This window comes from Ramlibacter sp., from assembly GCF_029866045.1.
Lineage (GTDB): Bacteria > Pseudomonadota > Gammaproteobacteria > Burkholderiales > Burkholderiaceae_C > Ramlibacter.
In genome coordinates, this window is record NZ_JARXAB010000032.1 from 12,645 (window position 1) to 34,080 (window position 21,436).

22 protein-coding genes are annotated in these 21,436 nt (G+C 67.9%); 10 read left to right on the forward strand and 12 right to left on the reverse strand.

What is annotated here, in order from left to right; genetic code table 11:
* Nucleotides 1–15: 15 nt before the first annotated feature.
* Together QE494_RS03620 and QE494_RS03625 are read right to left on the reverse strand one after the other, a co-directional pair.
* Nucleotides 16–795, reverse strand: a complete 780-nt coding sequence (locus QE494_RS03620) for a DUF1365 domain-containing protein (RefSeq protein ID WP_300041560.1) — start codon at nt 793–795, stop codon at nt 16–18.
* A 38-nt stretch (nt 796–833) separates the two neighbouring features.
* Nucleotides 834–2,138 (reverse strand): NAD(P)/FAD-dependent oxidoreductase, encoded by a 1,305-nt coding sequence (locus QE494_RS03625; RefSeq protein ID WP_300041540.1) that lies wholly within the window; start codon nt 2,136–2,138, stop codon nt 834–836.
* Between the two features lie 344 nt (nt 2,139–2,482).
* Between QE494_RS03625 and QE494_RS03630 the strand changes: the two genes are divergently transcribed.
* Complete coding sequence (locus QE494_RS03630; protein ID WP_300041541.1) at nt 2,483–2,707, forward strand: hypothetical protein; 225 nt, start codon at nt 2,483–2,485, stop codon at nt 2,705–2,707.
* A gap of 20 nt (nt 2,708–2,727) precedes the next feature.
* Here the strand turns inward: QE494_RS03630 and QE494_RS03635 are convergent, their stop codons facing one another.
* Complete coding sequence (locus tag QE494_RS03635; protein WP_336619419.1) at nt 2,728–3,279, reverse strand: response regulator; 552 nt, start codon at nt 3,277–3,279, stop codon at nt 2,728–2,730.
* Nucleotides 3,280–3,512: 233 nt separating this feature from the next.
* Between QE494_RS03635 and QE494_RS03640 the strand changes: the two genes are divergently transcribed.
* A complete protein-coding gene (locus tag QE494_RS03640) occupies nt 3,513–5,888 on the forward strand; it encodes a bifunctional diguanylate cyclase/phosphodiesterase (RefSeq protein WP_300041542.1) in 2,376 nt (791 codons plus the stop codon).
* On the opposite strand, the gene QE494_RS03645 is transcribed toward QE494_RS03640, so the two are convergent.
* The gene (locus QE494_RS03645) at nt 5,870–6,691 is read right to left on the reverse strand and encodes a hypothetical protein (protein WP_300041543.1); all 822 of its coding nucleotides are present in this window, start codon (nt 6,689–6,691) and stop codon (nt 5,870–5,872) included. The two genes, QE494_RS03640 and QE494_RS03645, sit on opposite strands and share 19 nt — an antisense overlap.
* Nucleotides 6,692–6,782: 91 nt before the next feature.
* Between QE494_RS03645 and greB the strand changes: the two genes are divergently transcribed.
* Nucleotides 6,783–7,355: a transcription elongation factor GreB gene (gene greB, locus QE494_RS03650; protein WP_300041544.1), complete on the forward strand. Its 573-nt coding sequence runs from the start codon at nt 6,783–6,785 to the stop codon at nt 7,353–7,355.
* Here the strand turns inward: greB and QE494_RS03655 are convergent.
* The 6 genes from QE494_RS03655 to QE494_RS03680 all read right to left on the reverse strand — a co-directional run bounded on the left by QE494_RS03655 (nt 7,322) and on the right by QE494_RS03680 (nt 13,294).
* Nucleotides 7,322–9,625, reverse strand: a complete 2,304-nt coding sequence (locus tag QE494_RS03655) for a bifunctional (p)ppGpp synthetase/guanosine-3',5'-bis(diphosphate) 3'-pyrophosphohydrolase (protein WP_300041545.1) — start codon at nt 9,623–9,625, stop codon at nt 7,322–7,324. The genes greB and QE494_RS03655 overlap by 34 nt on opposite strands.
* Before the next feature lie 161 nt (nt 9,626–9,786).
* On the reverse strand, nt 9,787–9,990 hold the full coding sequence (rpoZ, locus tag QE494_RS03660) for a DNA-directed RNA polymerase subunit omega (protein ID WP_300041546.1): 204 nt from the start codon (nt 9,988–9,990) through the stop codon (nt 9,787–9,789).
* Nucleotides 9,991–10,010: 20 nt separating this feature from the next.
* Nucleotides 10,011–10,631, reverse strand: a complete 621-nt coding sequence (gene gmk / locus QE494_RS03665; protein ID WP_300041547.1) for a guanylate kinase — start codon at nt 10,629–10,631, stop codon at nt 10,011–10,013.
* Between the two features lie 100 nt (nt 10,632–10,731).
* Complete coding sequence (locus QE494_RS03670; RefSeq protein ID WP_300041548.1) at nt 10,732–11,961, reverse strand: type II toxin-antitoxin system HipA family toxin; 1,230 nt, start codon at nt 11,959–11,961, stop codon at nt 10,732–10,734.
* Complete coding sequence (locus QE494_RS03675) at nt 11,958–12,269, reverse strand: helix-turn-helix domain-containing protein (protein WP_300041549.1); 312 nt, start codon at nt 12,267–12,269, stop codon at nt 11,958–11,960. The genes QE494_RS03670 and QE494_RS03675 overlap by 4 nt, the downstream gene beginning before the upstream one ends.
* 116 nt (nt 12,270–12,385) lie before the next feature.
* Nucleotides 12,386–13,294, reverse strand: a complete 909-nt coding sequence (locus tag QE494_RS03680; protein WP_300041550.1) for a YicC/YloC family endoribonuclease — start codon at nt 13,292–13,294, stop codon at nt 12,386–12,388.
* Nucleotides 13,295–13,438: 144 nt separating this feature from the next.
* Here QE494_RS03680 and rph point away from each other — a divergent pair, with 144 nt between their 5' ends.
* The 4 genes from rph (at nt 13,439) to QE494_RS03700 (ending at nt 16,955) form a co-directional block, all read left to right on the forward strand.
* Nucleotides 13,439–14,200 (forward strand): ribonuclease PH, encoded by a 762-nt coding sequence (gene rph, locus QE494_RS03685; protein ID WP_300041551.1) that lies wholly within the window; start codon nt 13,439–13,441, stop codon nt 14,198–14,200.
* 51 nt (nt 14,201–14,251) lie between these two features.
* On the forward strand, nt 14,252–14,863 hold the full coding sequence (locus tag QE494_RS03690; protein WP_300041561.1) for a non-canonical purine NTP pyrophosphatase: 612 nt from the start codon (nt 14,252–14,254) through the stop codon (nt 14,861–14,863).
* A gap of 61 nt (nt 14,864–14,924) precedes the next feature.
* Nucleotides 14,925–16,112 (forward strand): radical SAM family heme chaperone HemW, encoded by a 1,188-nt coding sequence (gene hemW, locus QE494_RS03695; RefSeq protein ID WP_300041552.1) that lies wholly within the window; start codon nt 14,925–14,927, stop codon nt 16,110–16,112.
* Between the two features lie 42 nt (nt 16,113–16,154).
* Nucleotides 16,155–16,955 carry an enoyl-CoA hydratase/isomerase family protein gene (locus QE494_RS03700; RefSeq protein ID WP_300041553.1) on the forward strand — a complete coding sequence of 267 codons (801 nt, stop codon included), beginning with the start codon at nt 16,155–16,157 and terminating at the stop codon, nt 16,953–16,955.
* 12 nt (nt 16,956–16,967) lie between these two features.
* Here QE494_RS03700 and QE494_RS03705 read toward each other — a convergent pair whose 3' ends face one another.
* A complete protein-coding gene (locus tag QE494_RS03705) occupies nt 16,968–17,216 on the reverse strand; it encodes a DUF1653 domain-containing protein (RefSeq protein ID WP_300041554.1) in 249 nt (82 codons plus the stop codon).
* Nucleotides 17,217–17,343: 127 nt separating this feature from the next.
* Here QE494_RS03705 and QE494_RS03710 point away from each other — a divergent pair, with 127 nt between their 5' ends.
* Both QE494_RS03710 and QE494_RS03715 read left to right on the forward strand, forming a co-directional pair.
* Nucleotides 17,344–18,384: a S1C family serine protease gene (locus tag QE494_RS03710; protein ID WP_300041555.1), complete on the forward strand. Its 1,041-nt coding sequence runs from the start codon at nt 17,344–17,346 to the stop codon at nt 18,382–18,384.
* Between the two features lie 101 nt (nt 18,385–18,485).
* Entirely contained in the window at nt 18,486–19,193 is a 708-nt protein-coding gene (locus QE494_RS03715; protein ID WP_300041556.1) for a phosphoribosyltransferase, read from the forward strand.
* A gap of 53 nt (nt 19,194–19,246) precedes the next feature.
* Here the strand turns inward: QE494_RS03715 and QE494_RS03720 are convergent, their stop codons facing one another.
* Entirely contained in the window at nt 19,247–20,380 is a 1,134-nt protein-coding gene (locus QE494_RS03720) for an adenosine deaminase (RefSeq protein ID WP_300041557.1), read from the reverse strand.
* 115 nt (nt 20,381–20,495) lie between these two features.
* Between QE494_RS03720 and QE494_RS03725 the strand changes: the two genes are divergently transcribed.
* Nucleotides 20,496–21,410 carry a ribokinase gene (locus QE494_RS03725; protein WP_300041558.1) on the forward strand — a complete coding sequence of 305 codons (915 nt, stop codon included), beginning with the start codon at nt 20,496–20,498 and terminating at the stop codon, nt 21,408–21,410.
* Nucleotides 21,411–21,436: the final 26 nt, after the last annotated feature.

Below are 21,436 nucleotides of genomic sequence, written 5' to 3' on the forward strand. Positions count from 1 at the left end.
CGGAGGGGGATCGGCTTAGCGGGTCACGAAGCGTTCAGGTAGCGGCGGCTTGCGGTGAAAGCCCACCTGCTTGCGCCACAAGTGCAGGGCCTGCCAATGGATCCGGGCGATGACCATCATCGTCATCGCAGGATAGCGCCAGAGGGCCTGGCGCAGAAGCCGTGGGGTAATTGGCTCGAGCGCGCCGCTGACGCTGGTGGCCAACAGGGGGCCCTGCTCGTCGTCCAGGTCGACCCGGGCCACGGTCCGGGCGGGTGCTCGCTGATCGCTGTGCAAGAAACGGAATCGGTAGCGACCCTCGGTGGTGCAAAAAGGCGAGACATGAAAGCACTTGTCGGCCTGCAGCTCCACGCCGTAGCGGGGCTGGTCCAGCAGGTAGCAATGTCGCTCGCCGAAGGTGTTGTTGACCTCGACCACGATCGCCCGCAGCGGCCCATCGGCCCGGTGGCAGTACCAGAAGCTCACCGGCTTGAACACATAGCCCAGTACCCGCGGGAAGGTATGCAGCCAGACCTCGCCGTCGGCGTCGGTGATGCCTTCGCTGGCCAGCAGCGCGTCCAGCCAGGCCAGCGCCCCGCCTGCCTCGGGACCCCGCCCATCGCCATGGTCGCGGTCGTGGAAGCTCAGCGCCCCACGCCGGTTGACGGCCAGACCGCCACGTGCCGCTGGATCGCCCAGCCGCCGCATCGGCAGCAGCAGAAAAAAGGTGTCATAGGCGAACGCATGCCGACGCGGGCGCACACGGGTGTGCCGGACCTGGCCGAAGCCGATCTGTGCCACGCTGGCCTGAGCCATCCGATCCACCCTCTGTTCCACTCCTAACCCCTTCTTGCTCACGCTGCCGCTTTGCGCGCCGACGCGGTGTAGGCCAGGAGCTCCTCGGCCACGGTCAGTCCAGACTTCAGCCCGTCCTCGTGAAAGCCGTAGCGGGTCCATGCGCCGCAGTACCAGGTGTGGGCGACGCCTTGCAACTCTGGCACGCGGCCCTGGGCCTGGATGGCCGCCATATCGAAGACCGGGTGGCTGAATTCGAACTCGCTCAGCACCTGGGCCGGGTCGATCGCGCGCACCGGGTTCAGTGACTCGACCAGGGGCTGGCTGAAGGGGAGGGGCTGCAGTTTATTGAGCAGGTAGTGCAGGCAAACGCGGCCAGACTCCTGCGAGTCTTCTGCGGCGCGCTCGTAGTTCCAGGCGGCCCAGGCGGCGCGGCTTTGCGGCAGTACCGAGGTGTCGGTGTGCAGTACCGCCCGGTTGGGTTGGTAGCGGATCGCGCCCAGCACCTCGGCCTCGGCCGTGGTCGGCTGGTTCAGCAGCGCCAGCGCCTGGTCGCTGTGGGTGGCCACAACGGCGTGGTCAAAGCGCTCGGCGCCTTGGTCGGTGCGCACGGTCACGCCGGCCGCGTCGCGGTCGATCCGCCGCACCGGCGTTGCCAGCCGGGTGTCGGGCAAGCTGGCGACGATCTTCTCCACATACTGGCGCGCACCGCCGGCGACCGTGAACCACTGCGGCCGGTCGTTCACCTGCAGCAGTCCGTGGTTGTGGCAGAAGCGGATCATGGTTGCTACCGGGAACTGCAGCATCTGGTCTGTCGGGCAGCTCCAGATGCAACCCAGCATAGGCAGGAAGTACCAGTCCCGGAAGGGCTGGCCAAAGCCCTCCCGTTGGAGAAAGCTGCCCAAGGGCTCCATCAGACGGGACTCCTCGCCCTCCAAGGCCAGCCGGGTGCACAGGCGGTTGAAGCGCAGCAGGTCGGCCAGCATGCCCAGGAAGCGGGGGCTGAGGAGGTTGCGCTTCTGCGCAAATACCGTCGCCAGGTTGTTGCCACTCCATTCGAGCGCGCGCGCGCGGGCGCTGGCCGGCACCTGGACCGAGAAGGACATGTCGGAGGGCGCTGTGGGCACCCCCAGCTCGGCCAGCAGCGCGATCAGCTGCGGGTAGGTCCGCTCGTTGAGCACCAGGAAGCCGGTGTCGACGCCCCAGCGCTGCTCGCCCTGCGCCGTCGGCAGTGTCACGTCCACCGTGCGGGTGTGGCCGCCGAAGTAGTTGCCGGCCTCGAACAGGGTGACATGGGCATGCTCACGCAGCTTGTGCGCGGCAGCAAGGCCGGAGATTCCGGACCCGACAACAGCAACTCTCACGAACCCGCCCTCTTCCCTAGAGTGTCTTGGACCAACTCATTGTATGGCGGAGCCTGGCCGGTTGCCCATCCGTGGTTACAGCCGCATGCGTCGCGCGATGTTGACGCTGCGGGCCCCGGCTGGCTGGGGCCGCCCGCTTGGGTTTGGGGGCTTTCATGCGGGCGGCCCGCATCGTCCGGGCGGGTGCCGGGCACGCCGCTTGCCGGGTAGTGGCATGTGTCCAGACGGCCGCATGTTCATTCGTCCAACCAAGCACCCCGGAGGCCCTTATGCCAATTTCCAACTCTTTTTTGCACAGCCTGAATTTCCTCGGAGCGAGGGTTCGTTTCGCTTCAGGGATGGGGGTGGCCTCTGCCGCCTTGTTGCTGGTCGCCTGCGCGGAGCCCCCCGCCAGCCGCCTGGGCGGGCCGGGCGAGGGCATGGAGCCGAGCAGCACCACGACCCAGCGGGAAAAGCACCCGCAGCAGGCGACTCCGCCAGGGGACATCAACCAGTCCGACACCCATTTCGAGCGAGAGGACCAGCCCTACAAGAGCGGCCCGCCCTCGATCGTCAAGCCCGCGCAGTGAGATGCGGCCTCGGACCGGCTTCAGGTCCCGGGCGGCACGGCCAGGTCTGCTGGCTGTAGTCCGGCCGGCCGAAACGCCATTCCTGCAAGGGGGGCGAGTCGGCTTGTGCTGGCGAGCGGTGATCCGCTGGCACGCCCACCAGGGCCCAGGCCGTAGGCGGCTGGACCTGCCGCCGATTGGAGGAAGCACTGACGCGCGCAGTAATCCACCAGCGCGTCGATCTCGGTGGATTTGTCGAACACCGCATCCACTCCGAGTTGGGCGCAACGCTTGCGGACGGTGGCGTTCACGTAGTTGCTGAACACCACCACCTTCTGCCACGGGCCGCGCGGCGGCAGATGTTCCACCAGGTGCAGTCCGCTGCCACTGCGAAGGAAGAGGTCGACCACCAGCACTTGCCAGTCGCGGGGATGCTCGTGCAGCCATGCGAGCGCCCGGCTCTCGGCGCCGGTGGTACCCAGGACCTTCACCCCGGTGAGTTCCTCCAGGGTTCCCACCAGGCTCTCACAGAGCATGGGGTTGTCTTCGACGATGTAGGCGTGGAGCAGGTCTGGAGACTGGGCGTTGGTCATGGCTTTTCCTTGTCCGGGCAGGCGAGTGGGCGAGCGAGGGGTTGCAAGTCGTAAGCACTCTATCGAGACGTACGGTCTTCCATTTCGGACACCACCGCCGGCTGCTGTAGGACGTGACCGACCGGCCACCTCCCACCCCTGGGACTGCCTACTATCCGTCGGTGGCCGGATCCTTGGAGGCACATGAAACTCTTGCCGCGACCGCGACCCCCACTGCGGCCGCAGTCGCTGGCGTGGCCGGTTTGCTCGAGGCGGCCACCGGCGCCGGCGTATGGCGTTTAGACCTTTCCTCGGCCCCGGGTTCACCCCGCCTGCGCGCCTCGCCTAGGCTGTCCCTGATCCTCGGTTGTGAGGACCCGTCGGGGCCGGCTGACTTCGGCTTTGTGTTGCCGCCCTGGCGCCAGGAATTAGAGGCGCTGCTACGCCGCTGCGCCGTGCAGGGTCTGCCCTTTGATCACGAGGTTCAGGTGCAGGCAGCGGGCCGGCGGCTGTGGGCGCGGGTGCTGGGTCAGGCGGTGATGGACACCGCGCAGCGCGCGCATCAGATCGAGGGCGTGATGCTGATCGCCGAGCCTCAGGGCGCAGCAGACGACGCGCTGCTCACGCTGGATGCGGACGGGCGCATCAATTTCGCCAACCCGGCGGCTGAACGCGTGTTGGGTCTGGCTGTGACCGTGCTGCAAGGGCGCCCATTCTGGGACTTGTTCCTCCGCACCGGGCGGCTGCGGCTCGAGGCCCGCGTACGCGCTGCCCTGGCGCGGCGCGAACCCTTGACGTTCGAGGAGGCCGACACCTCGCAGCGCCTGTGGCTGGCGTTTCGTGGCGAGCCCTTCGCCTCCGGAATGGCTGTCCACCTTCACGATGCCACTGGAGCGCAGCAGGCGCAGGAGCATCTGCGCCTGCTCGAGGGCAGCATCGCCCGGCTCAATGACCTGGTCATCATCACCGAGGTTGCGCCCTATGACGAACCGGGTCCTCGCATCGTCTTTGTCAACGAGGCCTTCGAACGCCGCACCGGCTATGCCCGCGAGGAGGTGCTGGGGCGATCGCCGCGACTGCTGCAGGGGCCGCAAACGCAGCGCGATCGGCTGGACCAGATTCGCGGCGCACTGCAGCAGTGGAGGCCGGTTCGGGTCGATCTGGTGAACCACCGAAAGGACGGCCAGCCCTATTGGGTGGACCTGGATATTTCGCCGGTCTGGGACCAGGCACGTCGCCTCACCCACTGGGTGGCGGTCGGCCGCGACATCACCGAGCGCAAGGCCGCCGAGCAGAAGATCCGCTACCTGGCGTTCTACGACACGCTCACCGGTCTTCCCAACCGGCAACTGCTCCTCGAGCGGCTGCAGGACATGCTCGCGCCGGCGCCAGCGGCGGACGGCGGCGCGCTGATGTTCATCGACCTGGACAATTTCAAGGTGCTCAACGACACCCTGGGCCACGAGCACGGCGATCTCCTGCTGCAGCAGGTAGGCGGTCGGCTGCGTGACTGCGTGTCCGAGGCTGACACCGTCGCGCGCTTGGGAGGGGACGAGTTCGTCGTTCTGCTGCAACCCCGGCCGGGTGAGGCCGGTCACCCGGCCACCATGACGGCCGCCGCGCAGGGGGTGGCCGAGCGGGTGCTGGCCGCCCTCGGCGAGCCCTACGCCTTACCGGGGACGCTTCACCACAGCACCTGCAGCATCGGCGTGACTGTTTTTGGCAAGGACGCTGAGTCGGTGAGCGACCTGCTCAAGCAAGCGGACCTGGCCATGTACCAGGCCAAGCGTCTGGGCCGCAACACGGTCTGCGCCTTCGATCCCGAGTTGCAGGCCCAAGCCAGCGCCAGCGCTGCGCTGGCGGCTGACCTTCGGCAGGCCTGGAGGGAGCACCAGTTCGAGCTGGACTACCAGCCGCAGGTCGACGCCACCGGCTGTGTGACCGGCGTCGAGGCCCTGGTGCGCTGGGCGCATCCTGTGCGTGGCCGGCTTGCACCCGATTTATTCATTGGCGCCGCCGAGGAGACGGCGCTGATTTTGCCGATCGGCCGCTGGGTGCTCGACACCGCCTGCGCGCAACTGGCGCAGTGGGCGGGTGAGCCGGAGCGCAGCCACCTGGGCATTGCAGTCAATGTCAGCGCGCGCCAGTTCCGCCACCCGGACTTTGCCGAGGGCGTCACCGAGGCCATCGCACGCGCAGGAATCGCGCCGCATTTGCTCACGCTGGAGCTGACCGAGAGCCTCATGGTCGATGGCTTCGAGGACATGGTGAGCAAAATGACCCGGCTCAAGGCCCTGGGGGTGGGGCTGGCGCTGGACGACTTCGGCATGGGCTACTCCTCGCTGGCCTATCTGAAGCGCCTGCCGCTAGACCAGCTCAAGATCGACCGTGAGTTCGTGAAGGACCTGCTGGTGGACGAGACCGACGCCGCCATCGCCCGCGCCATCATTGTGCTTGCGCAGAGCCTGCACCTGGCGGTGGTGGCCGAGGGCGTGGAGACCGAGGCGCAGAGGGACTTCCTTGTTCGCGAAGGCTGCACGGGCTTCCAGGGCTTTCTCTACTGCGGGCCGCTGCCGGTGGCCGCCCTCGAGCAGTACCTGGGCGGCGCGTCTCAGCGCGGTGCGACTTGAAGCGGAGCGCGGGCCTCGGCGCGCGGCAGCCTCAGCTCGATCCGGGTGGGGTTGCAATGCCGAAGCAGGGGCAGGCCCGCCGCCAGTACCCGCACGTCACTCCAGTGCAGGGGGCGGTAGTCTGCGTCCTCGCCCGGCGCCAGCACACGCCAGTTTCTGCGGCCCTCCGCGTGCGCGTCAGCATCGTCATCGGGGCGGATGGTCGCAGGGGTCACAGGGGTCACAGGGGTCGCCAGGCTGTCGCGAGCTTCAAGCGTGAGTTGCAGCAGAACCCCGTCCGTTTCGGGCTGCACCTGGACATGCAGCGCGCTCCCCGGTGACCCCTGGTCACTCAGGTGTAGCAGCGCCGACAGCAGCAGGCAACGGAGTTGGTCGCGCGAGACGGGCAGCCCGGCATCGGGCAGTTCGGCCAGCAGTCGTATGCCGCGAAACCCGAGGCAGCTTCGCACCAGGCCGAGGCATTCTTCCAGCCCCTGGCGCAGGTCGACCGTGTCGTCTTCCGGCGGCGCCAGCCAACTGGCCACCTGCAAGGCGCCGGCGACGGCGTCTCGCGCCAAGCGGTGCATGCGTGCGAGCGTCTGGTGCAGGTCGTCGGGCTGCGCGCCACGTCCCAGCCGCACACTCAGCACCTCCGCCATCATCGCCACCGCTTGAAGGTGAACCACGAGGTCGTGGCGCAGCGCGGGCCCAAGCCGCCGCAGCAGGGCGTAGCGAGCGGCCTCCACCTCGGTGTTCAGGCCCGCGGCGCAGGCATCAGCCTCCGCAGACGGGGCGGCAGGGACAGTGCACGTGGCCAGGGACATCGGCCCATTGTGGGAAGGCTGTCCGCAGCCGTCTTGTCAGGCGCTGGCCGCCTGCCGTGTAGGAAGCCAGGGCCGCTATGCTTGCGGCTCCATGAGCAAGGCATTCACCCGCGAAAGTGACGGCGATGGCGAAGACGATGACGGCGGCCTGCCGCCACTGCCCGCCGGCACCCGCAACTACATCACGCCCCAGGGCTATGCGCGCCTGCGCGCCGAACTGTTGCAACTGATCGACGCGGAGCGGCCGCAGGTGGTCGAGGCGGTGCATTGGGCCGCCCGCAATGGCGACCGCTCCGAAAACGGTGACTATCTCTACGGCAAGAAGCGCCTGCGTGAGATCGACCGGCGCATCCGCTTCCTCACCCGGCGGCTGGAGATCGCCGAGGTGACGGACCCCAGCGTGCACCACGGGCGCGACCCAATCTTTTTCGGGGCTACCGTGCGCTACGCCGACGAAGCCGGCGCTGAGCGCGAGGTCACCATTTTGGGCATCGATGAGGCCGACAGCGCCCGCAACCAAGTGAGTTGGATTTCCCCGATCGCACGGGCCCTGCTCAAGGCGCGCGAGGGCGACGTGGTCAAGCTGCAGACGCCGGCCGGCACCCAGGAGATCGAGGTGCTGTCGGTGCGCTACCCGGCACCGGGCGAGGCTGCCGGGCCCTGAGCGCTGCTGCGCGGGCGCATTCGCTCGACTTGCAGCACCGAGGGCGTGCGTTTGAGAATCCGGATGGCGGCGTCCAGATGGGAGCGGTCTCGCACAGCGATGATCAGTCGCAGGTCGGCCGCATCCTGGACGCGCTCCTCGCCCATGTCCACATGGGTGATGTCGACCTCGGCGCTGGCCAGGGCCTGAGCGACGCGGGCCAGCACGCCTTTGCCGTTGGCCACGGTGACCAGCAGGTGGGTTTCGAAAGCGCGCACCGGCTCGTCGGACCATTCGACGCCGATGAAGCGTTCACTGTCTTTGTTGAGGAGTTTTCGCGCCGTCCCGCAGTCGGCGGCGTGTACTACCAGGCCCTCACCGCGCCCCAAGTAGCCGACGATGGATTCACCCGGCACCGGCCGGCAGCAGGTGGCAAACTGCACCGAGGCGTTCTCGCTCCCGTCGAGGACGACCGCCGCGTGAGCGGGCTGGACTGACGCGGTGAAGCGTTCGCGGGTGATCAGCAGTGCGTCGGGCTTTTCGCCGGACTCGGCCAGCAAGTTGGCCAAGCGCTTGGCCACGATGGAGGCAATGCGCTTGCCCAGACCCAGGTCGGTGAGCAGTTCCTCGGCGTTGCGGTTGCCAGTGAAGCGGAGGAGCTTTTCCCAGACCGCGTGGTAGGCGGCATCCGTTCCAGGCAGGCGTTCAATGCCCTCGGCCCGCAGCGCCTGTGTGAGCAGCTGCGCGCCCAATGCCTGGGATTCAGCCACTGCGCGGGTCTTGAGGTAGTGGCGGATTTTGGATCGCGCCCGGCCGGTACGAACGAACGCCAGCCAGGCAGGATCGGGTGTGGCCTCGCGTGAGGTCTCCACCGCAATCACATCGCCGATTTTCAGCTCGGTGCGCAGAGGGACCTGATTGCCATTGATGCGCGCGGCCACCGCATGGTCGCCCACGCTCGAGTGAATGGCATAGGCAAAGTCGACGGTGGTTGCGCCCCGGGGCAGGGCCAGGATCTGGCTCTTGGGGGTGAAGACATAGACCGCATCGGGGAACAGGTCGATCTTGACGTGGTCCCAGAACTCGGTGGCGTCGCGCGTCTCGTGCTGGATGTCCAGCAGCGACTGTAGCCACTGGGCACCCAGGCGCTCGCCCGCCTCGGAGGCCTTGCTGGCCTCGGGGCCGGCCTTGTACAGCCAGTGGGCGGCCACTCCGGATTCCGCCACCAGGTGCATTTCCTGGGTCCGAATCTGGAACTCGATGTTCACGCCCGCGGGCCCGACCAGCGTGGTGTGCAGTGACTGGTAGCCGTTGACTTTGGGAATGGCAATGTGGTCCTTGAACCGGCCAGGTACGGGCTTGTACATCTGGTGCAGCACGCCCAGGGCGGTGTAGCAGTCGCTCACGCTGGGCACGACGATGCGAAAGCCGTAGATGTCGGTGACCTGGGCGAAGCTCAGGTGCTTCTCGTCCATCTTGCGGTAGATGGAATACAGGGTCTTTTCGCGTCCGCCAAGCCGCACCGCAATGCGGGCGGCGTCGAAGGCCGCTTCCACCTCGCGCTGTACCTTCTGAATGAGGTCGCGCCGCCGGTTGCGAGCCTTGGACACCGCCTTGGCCAGCACTGCATGGCGCCAGGGCCGCAGGTAGCGCAAGGACAGCTCCTGCAGCTCCCGGTAGGTCTGGTTCAGACCCAGGCGGTGGGCGATGGGGGCGTAGATCTCCAGCGTCTCCGCCGAAATACGGCCCCACTTGGCACGCGGCATGTCCTCGAGCGTGCGCATGTTGTGCGAGCGGTCGGCCAGCTTGATCAGGATGACCCGCACATCGCGCGCCATGGCCAGCAGCATCTTGCGGAAGGACTCGGCCTGGTTTTCCTCGCGGGTATTGAAATGCAGCTTGTCGAGCTTGGTCAGGCCGTCGACCAGTTCGGCCACCGGCGCGCCGAAGCGCTCGATCAGCTCGGGCTTGGTGACGCCGCAGTCTTCGATTGCGTCGTGCAGCAGGGCCGCCATCAGGGCTTGGGCGTCGAGCTTCCACTCGGCGCACTGGGCGGCGACCGCGATCGGGTGGGTGATATAGGGCTCACCGCTGGCGCGCATCTGACCGAGGTGGGCCTCGTCGGCGAAGCGATAGGCCTGGCGGACCTGTGCGACTTCGCCTGCGTCGAGGTAATCGAGGCGAGCAGTGAGCGCGGCGAAGCTGGCCGCTGCCGCATTGGCTTGGGCCGGGCCAGGCAGGGACCGTGCAGCCCTGCGGCGTGGGGGGGAGGCGTCGAGCATCGCGCTCATGGCTCAAATGTAGCGCGATGCCAGCGAGTGACCACCAGGCCATCGCAAAGCCGTCCCAGCTGTCTGGTTGCCCGCAGGCCGGCCGCCAAACGCAGCAACGAAAAAGCACCGCCGGGGCGGTGCTTTTGTGGTGAGGGCGGCAGGCCGCCGATTGGCGTACCTCAGCCCGGAACCTTCTTGAGCATCTCGAGGCCGATCTTGCCTTCAGCGATTTCGCGCAGGGCGGTGACGCCCGGCTTGTTCTTGCTCTCGATCTTGGCGGTGTGACCCTGGCTCAGCATGCGGGCGCGGTAGGTCGCGGCCAGCACCAACTGGAAGCGGTTGGGGATTTTTTCGAGGCAATCTTCGACGGTGATGCGAGCCATGGAGCTACTCCGGAAAGTGATCAGGTGATGTGGAGGGCCGCAAAGGTCGCGGCCCGGGCTCGTCGCTGTGCCGTGAACTTCAGGCGCTGCGCGTGGACTATCGCTTTGAGATCGAATAAGGCCGTCTCAAATAGTTCGTTGATTATAACGAAGTCAAACTCCCTGGCCTGGGCCATTTCCTCGGCGGCGTTCTTGAGGCGCAGTTCGATCACCTCGGGCGTGTCCTCGCCGCGGCGCTCCAGGCGTGAGCGCAACTCTTCCCAGCTGGGCGGCAGGATGAAGATCAGGACCGCGTTGTTGAAGTTTTTCTTGATCTGCAGGGCCCCCTGCCAGTCGATCTCCAGGATGACATCTCCGCCACCGGCAATGCGTTCCTCGATCGCCTTCTTGGAGGTGCCGTAGCGGTTGCCATGCACATGGGCCCACTCGACGAAGGCGCTGCCCAGCACCATGGTGTCGAACTCATGCGGGGAAACGAAGAAGTACTCGCGCCCGTGTTTTTCCTGGCCGCGCGGCGGCCGGGTGGTGTGGGAGACCGAGGGCGAGAGCTTGGCGTCGAGCTGCATCAGGGCCTTGACCAAGCTGGATTTTCCGGCGCCGGAGGGCGCGGCGACGACGAACAGGTTGCCGGGGTAATCCATCGCGGGATTTTACACGGCGACCCTGCGCCGCTGACCCTCGCGCCTGTGCCGGACCACGCCCAGGACGGCGGGGCCCCAGGGCCCCTCAGGCCCGCACGGTTCAGCCTTTGCCTCGCAGCCGCAGGCTGCAGGCGTCGACGGCGGTCACCATCTGTCTGACCGTTGCGCGCCGGATCGGAAAGTCACTCGCGCGGCGCGCAAAGCCCTCGGCCTGGGCCAGCAGGGTCTCGATGGCTGACTCGGCCTCCTGTGCGGGCAGGGCCCCCTGTGAGGCCAGACGCAGCAGGTGCTGCCGGGTGACGGCATCACCCTCGCCGCAGATGTCCATGTGGTGCTGTCCGCGCGGGCCGTGGCTATAGGTCAGGTCGAAGGCTGGCGCGAGCCGCCAGCGCCGGTCGCGGCCGAGACGCCAGGCGAAGTTCCTGGGATGGTCGTCGCGGTTGTGAAACAGAACATTGAAGACCGCCCGCACAAAGGCCTTGTGTACCTCGCGCTCGTCTCGTGTGAGCAGCCGGCTCGCCCGCAGGAAGGTGGTGTAGTCCGCGCTGCCTGGCAGCCGGAAGTCCACCTGCAGCAGACCGGCGAGGCTGTGGACCGGCACCCGCAAAGTTTGCTCGCGGTCGAACCGCGCGACGCCGAAGGCTGCCAACTTGGGTGACAAGTCGAAGTGCGCGCTGGCAGGCATCTCCAGCCCGCAGTCGCGCGCCAGTTCTGCGTACATCTGCTCGATGGCGCAGACCTCTGGGTGCTCGCCCTGGCCGGGAAATTTCACCAGCCAAGGCTCACCCGGAGCCTCCTTGCGCGTGCTCACCGTTCGACTTGCCGCTTCATACTGGACCAGCGCCTTGGGTCGCGCTCCTTGCGGGGAGCCGCCCGCGAGCGCGAGTTCGCGCAAGGCCGCGCCGGCTTCGCCGGCCAGGGCCCGCGCGCTTTCGAGGGCCAACTCCGGAAGCGACCAGTCCGGCTGCGAGGCGTCTGGTTCGGCGGCCGGCACGAATCGCAGGGCTCCCATGGCCCGTTCCCCGATGAAGGCCAGGCGATCGAGTGGGCCGGGGTGGCGCAGCCCCTGCCTGCGAAAGAGACGGTCCATCAGCAGCAGGCCCCAGCCATCGGGCAGGCTGTCGGCGATCAGTCCGGGCAGGTGGTCCGAATGCGCGGGAAATTCGCCGTAGGCCGCTGGCCGCAGCTTGAGGTGCAGCGGCGACAGCTCCAGGCCTTGGGCCAGAGCAGCGGGGGCGTACTCGAACAGGGGCCGGCCATCGGCTTGGGCCAAGTGGCCCAGGGGCCAGTCCTCACCCCAGCCGCAGTAGTGGACGTCCAGTCCTCTCATGGCCGCGTTCGCCGGGGCGCTCGCTGGCGCTGCCTGGCCACTTCGGCCCGCTGCATCTGCGCGATGGATTGCTGCGCCAGAACCAGCAAGTCGTCGAGCTCTGAGGCCAAGCCCAGCGCCTGCAGGATCCGGACCCAGGTCTCCAGGGACGATTGACCGCTGTTTTCGAGCTTGCGCAGGGCGCCCAGGGACAGGCCTGCCATCTGCGCCAATTCACTCTGGGGTAGGCCCTGCGCCAGGCGCTGTGCACGGATGCGCTGCCCCAGGGTGTGCAGAATCTCATCGGCAGTGGCGAGAATAAATGCCATTTATATGGCTATTATCTCAAAATAATTGATTTAAAGATCATAAAAATGGTCTTTAAATGCTTGGGCGAGGCAGGGTGAGTCCGGGGAGGGGCGGCCGCTGCGGTACCCCTTACTCGTCACTCGATGTTCTGCACCTGCTCGCGCATCTGCTCGATCAGCACCTTCATCTCGACGCTGATGCGGGTGAGCTCGAGGACTTGTGACTTGGAGCCCAGCGTGTTGGCCTCGCGGTGCAGCTCTTGGATCAGGAAGTCCAGGCGCTTGCCGGCCTCGCCGCCCTTCGTGAGGAGCCGCTCGATTTCGTCGAGGTGCGCCGCCAGGCGGGTGAGCTCCTCGGCCACGTCGATGCGGATCGCAAAGGCGGTGGCCTCGGCCAATGCGCGGTCTTGCGCGGTTTGAGCAGTAGGTGCATTGGCCGATGGAGCGCCCAGGCCCAGGGCCTCGTTCCAGCGCTCCAGGAAGCGGGTCCGCTGTTGCTCCACCAGCTGAGGCACCAAAGGCTTGGCCTGTTCCGCCAGGGCGCGCAGCTGCTTCAGATGACCCTTTAGCATCGTGACCAGGCGCTCGCCTTCGCGGGCGCGGGCCTGCATGAGCCCCTCCACGGCCTCGGTCGCCAGGGCAATCACCTGGGCGGTGTCAATCGCGCCGCCGCCGGACTCGCCACCGGCCAGTCGCATCACGTCGGCCACTCCCAGAGGCCGGGCCTGGGGCAGCCAGGCCAGCACCTGCTCCTGCACACTGCCCAGGCGCTGCAGCAGCGCCGTGGAGGGCGTGGCCAGGCCGGCGCCGGCCGCGGCCTCGACCCCACCGCGCACTTCCACCTTGCCGCGCTTGAGGCGCGACTGCAGCAGCTCGCGCAGGGCGGGCTCGTGCTGGCGCAGTTCTTCGGAAAGACGGAAGGACAGGTCGAGAAAGCGGCTGTTGACGCTGCGAATTTCCACGCCCAGGCGGGGCGCGGCGTGGTCAGGCGAGGCGGTGCCGGCGGCCTGGGCGGTGGCGTAGCCGGTCATGCTGAAGATGGGCATCGGGAACTTTGGTATGAATGAACGGCGAAATTATGGCCCAGGGTGACCGGCAGGCGTCCCGGCCCCTGGGCGCGCCATCGCAGTCCGCATCCGGGGGTGACCCCCCGGCCCGTGCCGGCTGCCGCAGGCCCTAACATCGGGGGCATGACTGCATTTCAAAGAACCGGTGGCCGTGCCGCCGACCAACTGCGCCCGGTGCGCATCACCCGCGGCTTCACCCTTCACGCCGAGGGTTCCGTCCTGATCGAGTTCGGCCAGACCCGCGTGCTGTGCACTGCCTCGGTGGAGGAGCGCGTACCGCCGCACAAGCGCGGCTCTGGCGAGGGCTGGGTGACCGGCGAGTACGGCATGCTGCCGCGCGCCACCCACACCCGCGGTGACCGTGAGGCCGCCCGGGGCAAGCAAAGCGGCCGCACGCAGGAAATCCAGCGCCTGATCGGGCGATCGCTGCGCGCGGTGTTTGACCTCAAGGCTTTGGGCGAGCGTACCCTCACCCTGGACTGCGATGTGCTGCAGGCCGACGGCGGGACACGCACCGCCGCCATCACCGGCGCCTTTGTCGCCGCGCAGGATGCGGTCAGCCGGCTGCTGGCAGCGGGCAAGATCGCCGCCTCGCCCATCGTCGGCCCGGTGGCCGCCATCTCGGTGGGCATCGTGCAAGGCACGCCCCTTCTGGACCTGGAGTACGTCGAGGACTCGGCTTGCGACACCGACATGAATGTGGTGATGACCGGCGCGGGGCACTTCGTCGAGGTGCAGGGCACCGCCGAGGGCGCGGCCTTCACCCGCGCCGAGATGGACCGCCTGCTGCAACTGGCCGAGCAAGGCATTGGCGAGCTGGTACGTCTTCAGGCTGAGGCCCTGCAGCAACCCCTGCCGCCGACGCCCGCGGGTATGGGGGCCTGAGTGGCCGCTTCCCCGCCTTCGGGCCGCAGCGATTCGGTGGCCGCCGGCGCACTGCTCGGGGGCGGACGCCTGGTGCTGGCGTCGAACAACCGCGGCAAGCTCGTCGAGCTGCAGGCGCTGTTCGCTCCGATGGGCTTGGAGCTTGTGCGCCAGGCTGATCTCGGCATCGGCGAGGCCGAGGAGCCCTTTCGCACCTTTGTCGAGAACGCGCTGGCCAAGGCACGTCATGCGGCGCGCGAAAGCGGTCTGCCGGCCTTGGCCGACGACGCCGGCTTGTGCGTGGACGCCTTTGGCGGCCTGCCGGGGGTGGACACCGCTTTTTATGCCATGCAGTTCGGCTTTCCCAAGGGCGACGACCACAATGTCACTGCCTTGCTGCAGCAGATGGCGGGCATCAGCAATCGCCGCGCCGCGCTGGTCAGCACCCTCGTGGCCCTGCGCAGTGCCGACGACCCCGAGCCGCTGATTGCGGTGGGCCGGGCGGTGGGCGAGATCACCCGCGCGCCGGTGGGCGAGCAGGGCTTCGGCTTCGACCCGGTGATGTACCTGCCTCAGTTTGACTGCACCTTCGCCCAGCTCGATCCGGCGGTGAAAAATGCGCACAGCCACCGCGGCCAGGCGGCGCGGCAGATGGTGCAGCTGATGCGGGAGCGCTGGCTCTGAGCCCGCGGCTCTCGTCTCGGCTCCGGCGCGCCCTCCTGTCTACGACAAGGCTTCTTCCCGCATGAAGGACCTGGCCCACTACATGCGCCCCGGCACCCTCCAACTGGGAGCGCCGCCCCCCTTGTCGCTTTATGTGCACCTGCCCTGGTGCATCCGCAAGTGCCCGTATTGCGACTTCAACTCGCACGAGATGAAGCCTGGCGAGCTGCCTGAGCAGCGCTATCTCGACGCCCTCGTGGCCGACCTGGAGCAGTCCCTGCCCCTGGTCTGGGGCCGCAGCGTGCACAGCGTCTTCATCGGCGGCGGCACGCCCAGCCTGTTTTCGCCGGCGGGCATTGACCGGCTGCTGGCCGACATTCGCGCCCGCCTGCGCCTGGCGCCCGATTGCGAGATCACCCTCGAGGCCAACCCCGGCACCTTCGAGAAGGACCGCTTCCGGGCCTTCCGCGCCGCCGGTGTGACCCGGCTCTCGGTGGGTGTGCAAAGCTTCAATGACACGCACCTGCAAGCGGTGGGGCGGGTGCATGACCGGGCGCAAGCGATCGCCGCCTGCGAGGAAGCGGCCGACGCTTTTGACACCTTCAACCTCGACCTGATGTACGCGCTGCCCGGGCAGACCTTGGCGCAGCTCGACGCCGACCTGAACCAGGCCCTGGCGCTGGCGCCGCCGCACCTGTCGGTCTACCACCTCACGCTCGAGCCCAATACCTACTTTGCCAAGTACCCGCCGGTGGTGCCCAGCGACGACGATGCCTTCGCAATGCTCGACCGCATTACCGAGCGCACGGCATTGGCGGGGATGTCGCGCTACGAGGTCTCGGCCTATGCGCGAGACGGTCACCGCTGCTGGCACAACAACAATTACTGGGAGTTCGGCGACTACCTCGGCATCGGCGCTGGCGCGCACGGCAAGCTGTCCTTTGCGCACCGGGTGCTGCGCCAAGTGCGTTACCGCGAGCCGGCGCGCTACATGGCGCAAGCCCTGGCTGGTGACGCGGTGGCGCAGGAGGAAGAAGTGGCCCGCGCCGAGCTGCCTTTCGAGTACATGCTCAATGCGCTGCGGCTGCGGGACGGCTTCGCCCTGCAAGACTTCAGCAGCCGCACCGGCCTGCCCCTGTCGGCCCTCGAGCCAGGCCTGGCCCAGGCCGAAGCGAAGGGGCTGATCGAGCGCGACGCTGGCCGCGTGCGGCCCAGCGCGCGTGGTTTTGACTTCCTCAGCGATTTGCAATCCCTGTTCCTGTCGGCGTGATGCGAGCCGCCCCTCTCACACGCCTTCTCAGCGCACATCAATATGACCTCCACAGTCCCTGCCACGGCCTCGACACCCCTGCTGTCCATCGAAGACGGCGTGGCCACGATCACCCTCAACCGTCCGGCCCACCGCAACCGGCTGCAGGACGAAGATCTGCACACGCTGCTGGCGCACTTCGGGCGTATCGAGGCCGACACCAGCCTGCGGGTGGTGATGCTGCGCGCCAACACCGCGGGCCAGCCCAAGCCGGTGTTTTGCGCTGGTTACGACCTGGGCGGTTTCGACGAACCGGGCAAGGACGCCAGTCTGTTCGAACGCATGACCGACGCCTACGCCGCGCTCAGCCCAGTCACCGTGTGCGCGCTCAATGGCAGTGTGTACGGCGGCGCCACCGACCTGTTCATCTCCAGCGACCTGCGCCTGGCGCTGGAAGGCGTCGAGATGCGCATGCCCGCCACCGCCCTGGGCCTGCATTACTACGCCAACGGCCTGCAGCGCTATGTCACCCGCATGGGCCTGGCCTTTACCGAACGGGCCTTTCTCACTGGAAGGCCCTTCACGGCGCAGCGCCTGTGGGACACCGGCTGCCTGGAAGACTTACTGCCGGCCGCCGAGTTCGAGGCGGGCTTATCCGCGCTGGTGCGCGACGTGGCCGCCCTGGCGCCGCTGGCGGCGCGCGCCGTTAAGCAGTCCCTTCGCGAGCTGGCCACAGGGAACACGGCTACCGGCACTTTGGAGCGGATTCGCGAGCGTGAGCGCGTGACGCTGGCCAGCGAAGATTTCGCTGAGGGCCGCAAGGCCTTCGCCGAGCGCCGCGCGCCGAAGTTCAGCGGGCGTTGAGCGTCCTCCAGCCTATGTTGGCCGGAAGCGGGTGATGGTGCCCTCGGGTGTTTCGACCAAATCCCCGAAGCGGGCCAGCGGCCGCATCCACAGCAGATCGGCCTTGGGCTTGCCGTCGGGACCCAGCGGCCGGTACAGCACGCCGGTTTCCAGCGTGGCCTCGATCAGGCAGTAGCCGGCCACCTCGTACAGGCCACCCTTGTAGTGACGCAGGCGGGTGCCCAGGGGCCAGGGGGTTTCGATCGGGGGGAGTGTTTCCATGGTGCGTGTCGTGAGGCCAATCCCTAGCAGGTTCAGGGGCTGTTCTTCTGACCATTGTTGCCGAAAAGACTGCTGGGCATAGCATGGATATTGCGGGATGCATTTATTGGCTTCGAGGAGAAACCCCATGCGCCAGGCTCTGTCCGCCTTTTTCTTCAGCGTGCTGACCGCCGGGGCGATGCTCCTGGCTGCGCCCGCGCCGGTCCAGGCACAACAGCCCGCCGACGATCGCGAGCGGCTGCTGGCTGCGCAGTCGGCCACGCTGGGCGTGGCGGTGCGCGCTGTGCCTGGAGCGGGCTCGGCCAACTCCCTGGGCCGTCGGCGGGAGGGCAGCGGCGTGCTGGTGTCCCTTCCCGGCGCCCCCGACGGCCTGGTGCTCACCATCGGCTACTTGGTGCTCGAGGCCGAGTCGGTCGAACTCATCACCCGCGACCAGCGTCGCCTTCCCGGTCAGGTGGTGGCCTACGACTTCGTGAACGGCCTGGGCCTGGTCAAGCCCCTGGTGCCGCTGGCTGGCATTCGCCCGGTTCCGCTGGCGACGGCGGCGTCGCTCTCGGCGGGTGACCTGATGCTGTTCGTCGCCGGTGGTTCGCCGCAGCAAGCCGGCGTGGTGCGGCTGATGGACCGGCGTGCCTTCACCGGCTACTGGGAATACCACCTCGAGAGCGCCCTCTACACCTCCCCGCCCCTGGGCAACCACTCGGGCGCCGGGCTGTTCAACACCCGAGGCGAATTGGTGGGCGTAGGCAACTTGCTCATGGCTGATGTGATGCCGGAGGGGGATCCGCGGCAGTTGGCTGGCAACCTGTTCGTGCCGGTGGACACCCTGCTGCCGGTGCTGGCAGAACTGGTGCGCACTGGCGCCCACCCGCAGGCCAAGCGTCCGTGGTTGGGCGTCAACGCCATGCAACTGGGCTCGCGGGTGCGCATCACCCGCGTCACTGCCGGCAGCCCAGCGGACGCCGCCGGGCTGCGGCCAGGGCACTGGGTGGCAGCGGTGGACGGCCAGCCGGTGCTGTCGCTGGAGTCGTTCTACAAGCAGGTCTGGGCCCATGGCCTGGGGACCGGAGATATTCGGCTCACCGTGCGGGAGGGCGAGCGTGAGCGGGAGTTGCAATTGCCGGCCCGCGACCGCAGCGAGTCGGTGGCACGGCCTCAGGGTATCTGAGACCTGCGCCAAGACGCAGAACGCGGCGGCCTAGGCGGCGCCGTTGCTGCGCGAATCAGCCCTCGCGGCGGCGGCCGCAACGCACGCCCTAAGATGCGAGGGTGCCGCATTTCACCGAAGCCACCACTCACTATTGGCAGCAGTTCCTGCCGCCCGAGGCCGCGCCCCAGGCTGCGCCCGCTAGCCAAGCCGGACCCTGGCGCCTGGGCTACCCGGCGCGCCTGCCCGATGGCCGCATCCTGATGCTGCCAATCCGGCCGCTGGCGGCCGAGCCTCACCATGCGGTGGCCTCGCTGCTGGTGAACCAGGCCTCGATGGAGGTGGTGCGTGTCCTCTCCCGCATGTTGGGTGAGGCGCTGGCGCCGCTGGCCCCCGACCTGGTCATGGGTCTGCCCACCCTGGGCCTTTCGCTGGCACCAGGCGTGGCCGAGAGCCTGGGCCACAGCCGGTACGTGCCCCTGGGGTACTCGCGCAAGTTCTGGTACGAGGAGCCGCTGTCGACGGCGGTGCACTCCATCACCTCGCCCACGCCCGGCAAGCGGGTCTACCTGGATCCGCACCTGCTGCCGCTCCTTCAGGGCAAGCGGGTGGCGCTGGTGGACGACACCCTTTCTACCGGTACCACCATGGCCGCGACCTGGGACTTGATGGAGCGCCTGGGCGTGCAGGTGGTGGGCTGCGGCGTCGCCATGCTGCAAGGCGAGCGCTGGCGCCAGAAGCTGGGGCCGCAGCGGACACAGCAGGCGGTCGGCGTATTGCGCAGCCCCTTGCTGCGGGCGGTGCCCGAAGGCTGGGCCCTGCGAGACTGAGCTCTACTCAGCGCGGGTGGGCGCCACTGAGCGCCGCTGGTCGCAGCGCCCGTTCAGGGCTGGTGCAGTGCGCGTGCCTGATCGAAGGCCACGCCGAAATCCTGCCGCCACTGCCTGCGCTGCCCTTCGTCCATCCACGCGCCGTCCAGGCCGTTCATCATGAAGCCGCGCAGGTCGTCGATCGAAAAGCCGAAGTCGCGCACCATCATCTGCCAGGTGCCGGTGGGCGTGACTTTGTGCAGGGTCGGGTCGTCGGTGTTGGGGTGGATGCGCAGGCCCAGCCCGGGCATGCGGCGAATCGGGTGGTCCAGCGCCCAGCGCTCCTTCGGGAGCGTGCGCAGGTAAAACGAGTTGGTGGGCACCACGGTAAAGACAATGCCGCGTTCGGCGCACTGGGCGATGAGCCTGGCGGCGCTCTCCGCATCGCTCGGAGGCGCGTCGGTGAGGGTGTAGCCGTGGTCGATGCGGTCCACCTGCAGCAGCTCCACAGCCGTCTTCACGTTCACCCAGGGCATACCGAACTCACCAGCGTGGGCCGTGGTCTTGAGGCCCGCCCGGCGCGCCAGTGCGTACGCGGGCGCAAACCATTCGGGCGGGTGGTCGACTTCGTTGTAGTCGATGCCGATGCCCAACACCTCCTCGCGCCGGTGGGCCACCACCCATTCGGCCATTTCGAGCGCCGCCTGCGGCGGCGCCTGCCGGTCGATGGCGGCGATGAGCCAGCCCTGGATGCCGAAGTCAGCGCGGGCGTCGTGGATGGCGCGCACGATCGCCTCCAGTGCCCGCGGATAGGCGATGCCCGACTCTTGCGCGGTACCTGTGGGGTTCCAGAAAAACTCGGCGTGCCGCACCTGGTGCGCCGCCGCGTCCTGCAGGTACTCGTAGACCAACCGGTGCAGGTCGTCGGGCTGGGTGATCAGGAAGGCGTCGAGCGAACGCAGGGCCTTGAGCACCCCTACCGGCTTTTCCCCGCGCTCATAGAAGGCGCGCGCCTCCTCCTCGCTCAGAGGAGGCTGTCCACCTGCTTTTGCGGCGGCGCGGCGCGTCCACTCCAGGAAGGTGGCCTCGCGCACCGCGCCGAGCAGGTGGCAGTGAATTTCGACCTTGGGGATGGCGCGCAAAAAGCGCAGCAGCGGGGTGTCGTCTTCGGGGGAGGCTGGGGTTGCCGGGACATCATTTGTGCGCATGGCTGCATGCTACATTGCCCCGAATCCTTGGGGCCGGTCCTGCTCGTTTCGACCCCCAGCGTCCTTTACCCAGCGTCCTTTACCCAGCCCCCTTTCCTCTGGCATTGCACCGACCATGCTTCTCGTCTTTGGCTCCGTCAATCTGGACATCGCCTTCCGCGCCGACCGGCTGCCTGCAGCCGGAGAGACGGTCATGGGATCGGGCTATCTGGTCTCGCCCGGTGGCAAGGGCGCCAACCAGGCCCATGCGGCCCGCCTGTTCGGCGCGCCGGTGACACTGGCGGCGGCGGTGGGGCGCGATGCCTTTGCCGAGCCTGCACTGGCTCGCCTGGCTACGGCCGGGTGCGAACTGGGCACCGTGCAACGCCTGGATGCGCCCACCGGCTGCGCCGGCATCGTGGTCGACGCCCGAGGCGAAAACCAGATCGTGGTGGCGCCTGGCGCCAACCTCGCGCTGTGCAGCCATCACGTGGACGACGCCACGCTGGCAACGGCCCACACCGTGCTGCTGCAGATGGAAACCGACCCGGCGCAAAACACCGTCCTGCTTGCGCGTGCCCGCGCCGCTGGCTGCCAGACGATATTGAACAACGCCCCGGCCCGTCGCCTCGCGCCTGAGGTGTTGGCGCTGTTGGACCTGCTGGTGGTCAACGAGACCGAATTGGCTGCCACCCTCGAAGGTGCGGGTATCCAGGCCGAAGATGCCCGCACACAAGTGGAGCAGGTGGAGATGCTCGCCGCGCGTTTCGAAATGGCGGTGGTGCTGACCTTGGGCGCAAAGGGCGTGCTGGCCTGCGCCGAGGGCCGCGTACATGAGGTCGCCAGCTTTCCGGTCGACGCGGTCGACACCACCGGCGCCGGTGACACTTTCACCGGCGTGTTGGCCGCTGCCCGCATGGAGGGTCAGGACTGGCCGCTGGCGCTGCGCACCGCCGCAGCCGCCGCAGCACTGGCTTGCACGAAAGCGGGTGCGCAGGTGGCGCAGCCGACCCGGGCCGAGGTGAACGCGCTGCTTGCAAGCTCGGCCTGAGTTGGGGCGTCGTTCGGGTTTGGTTC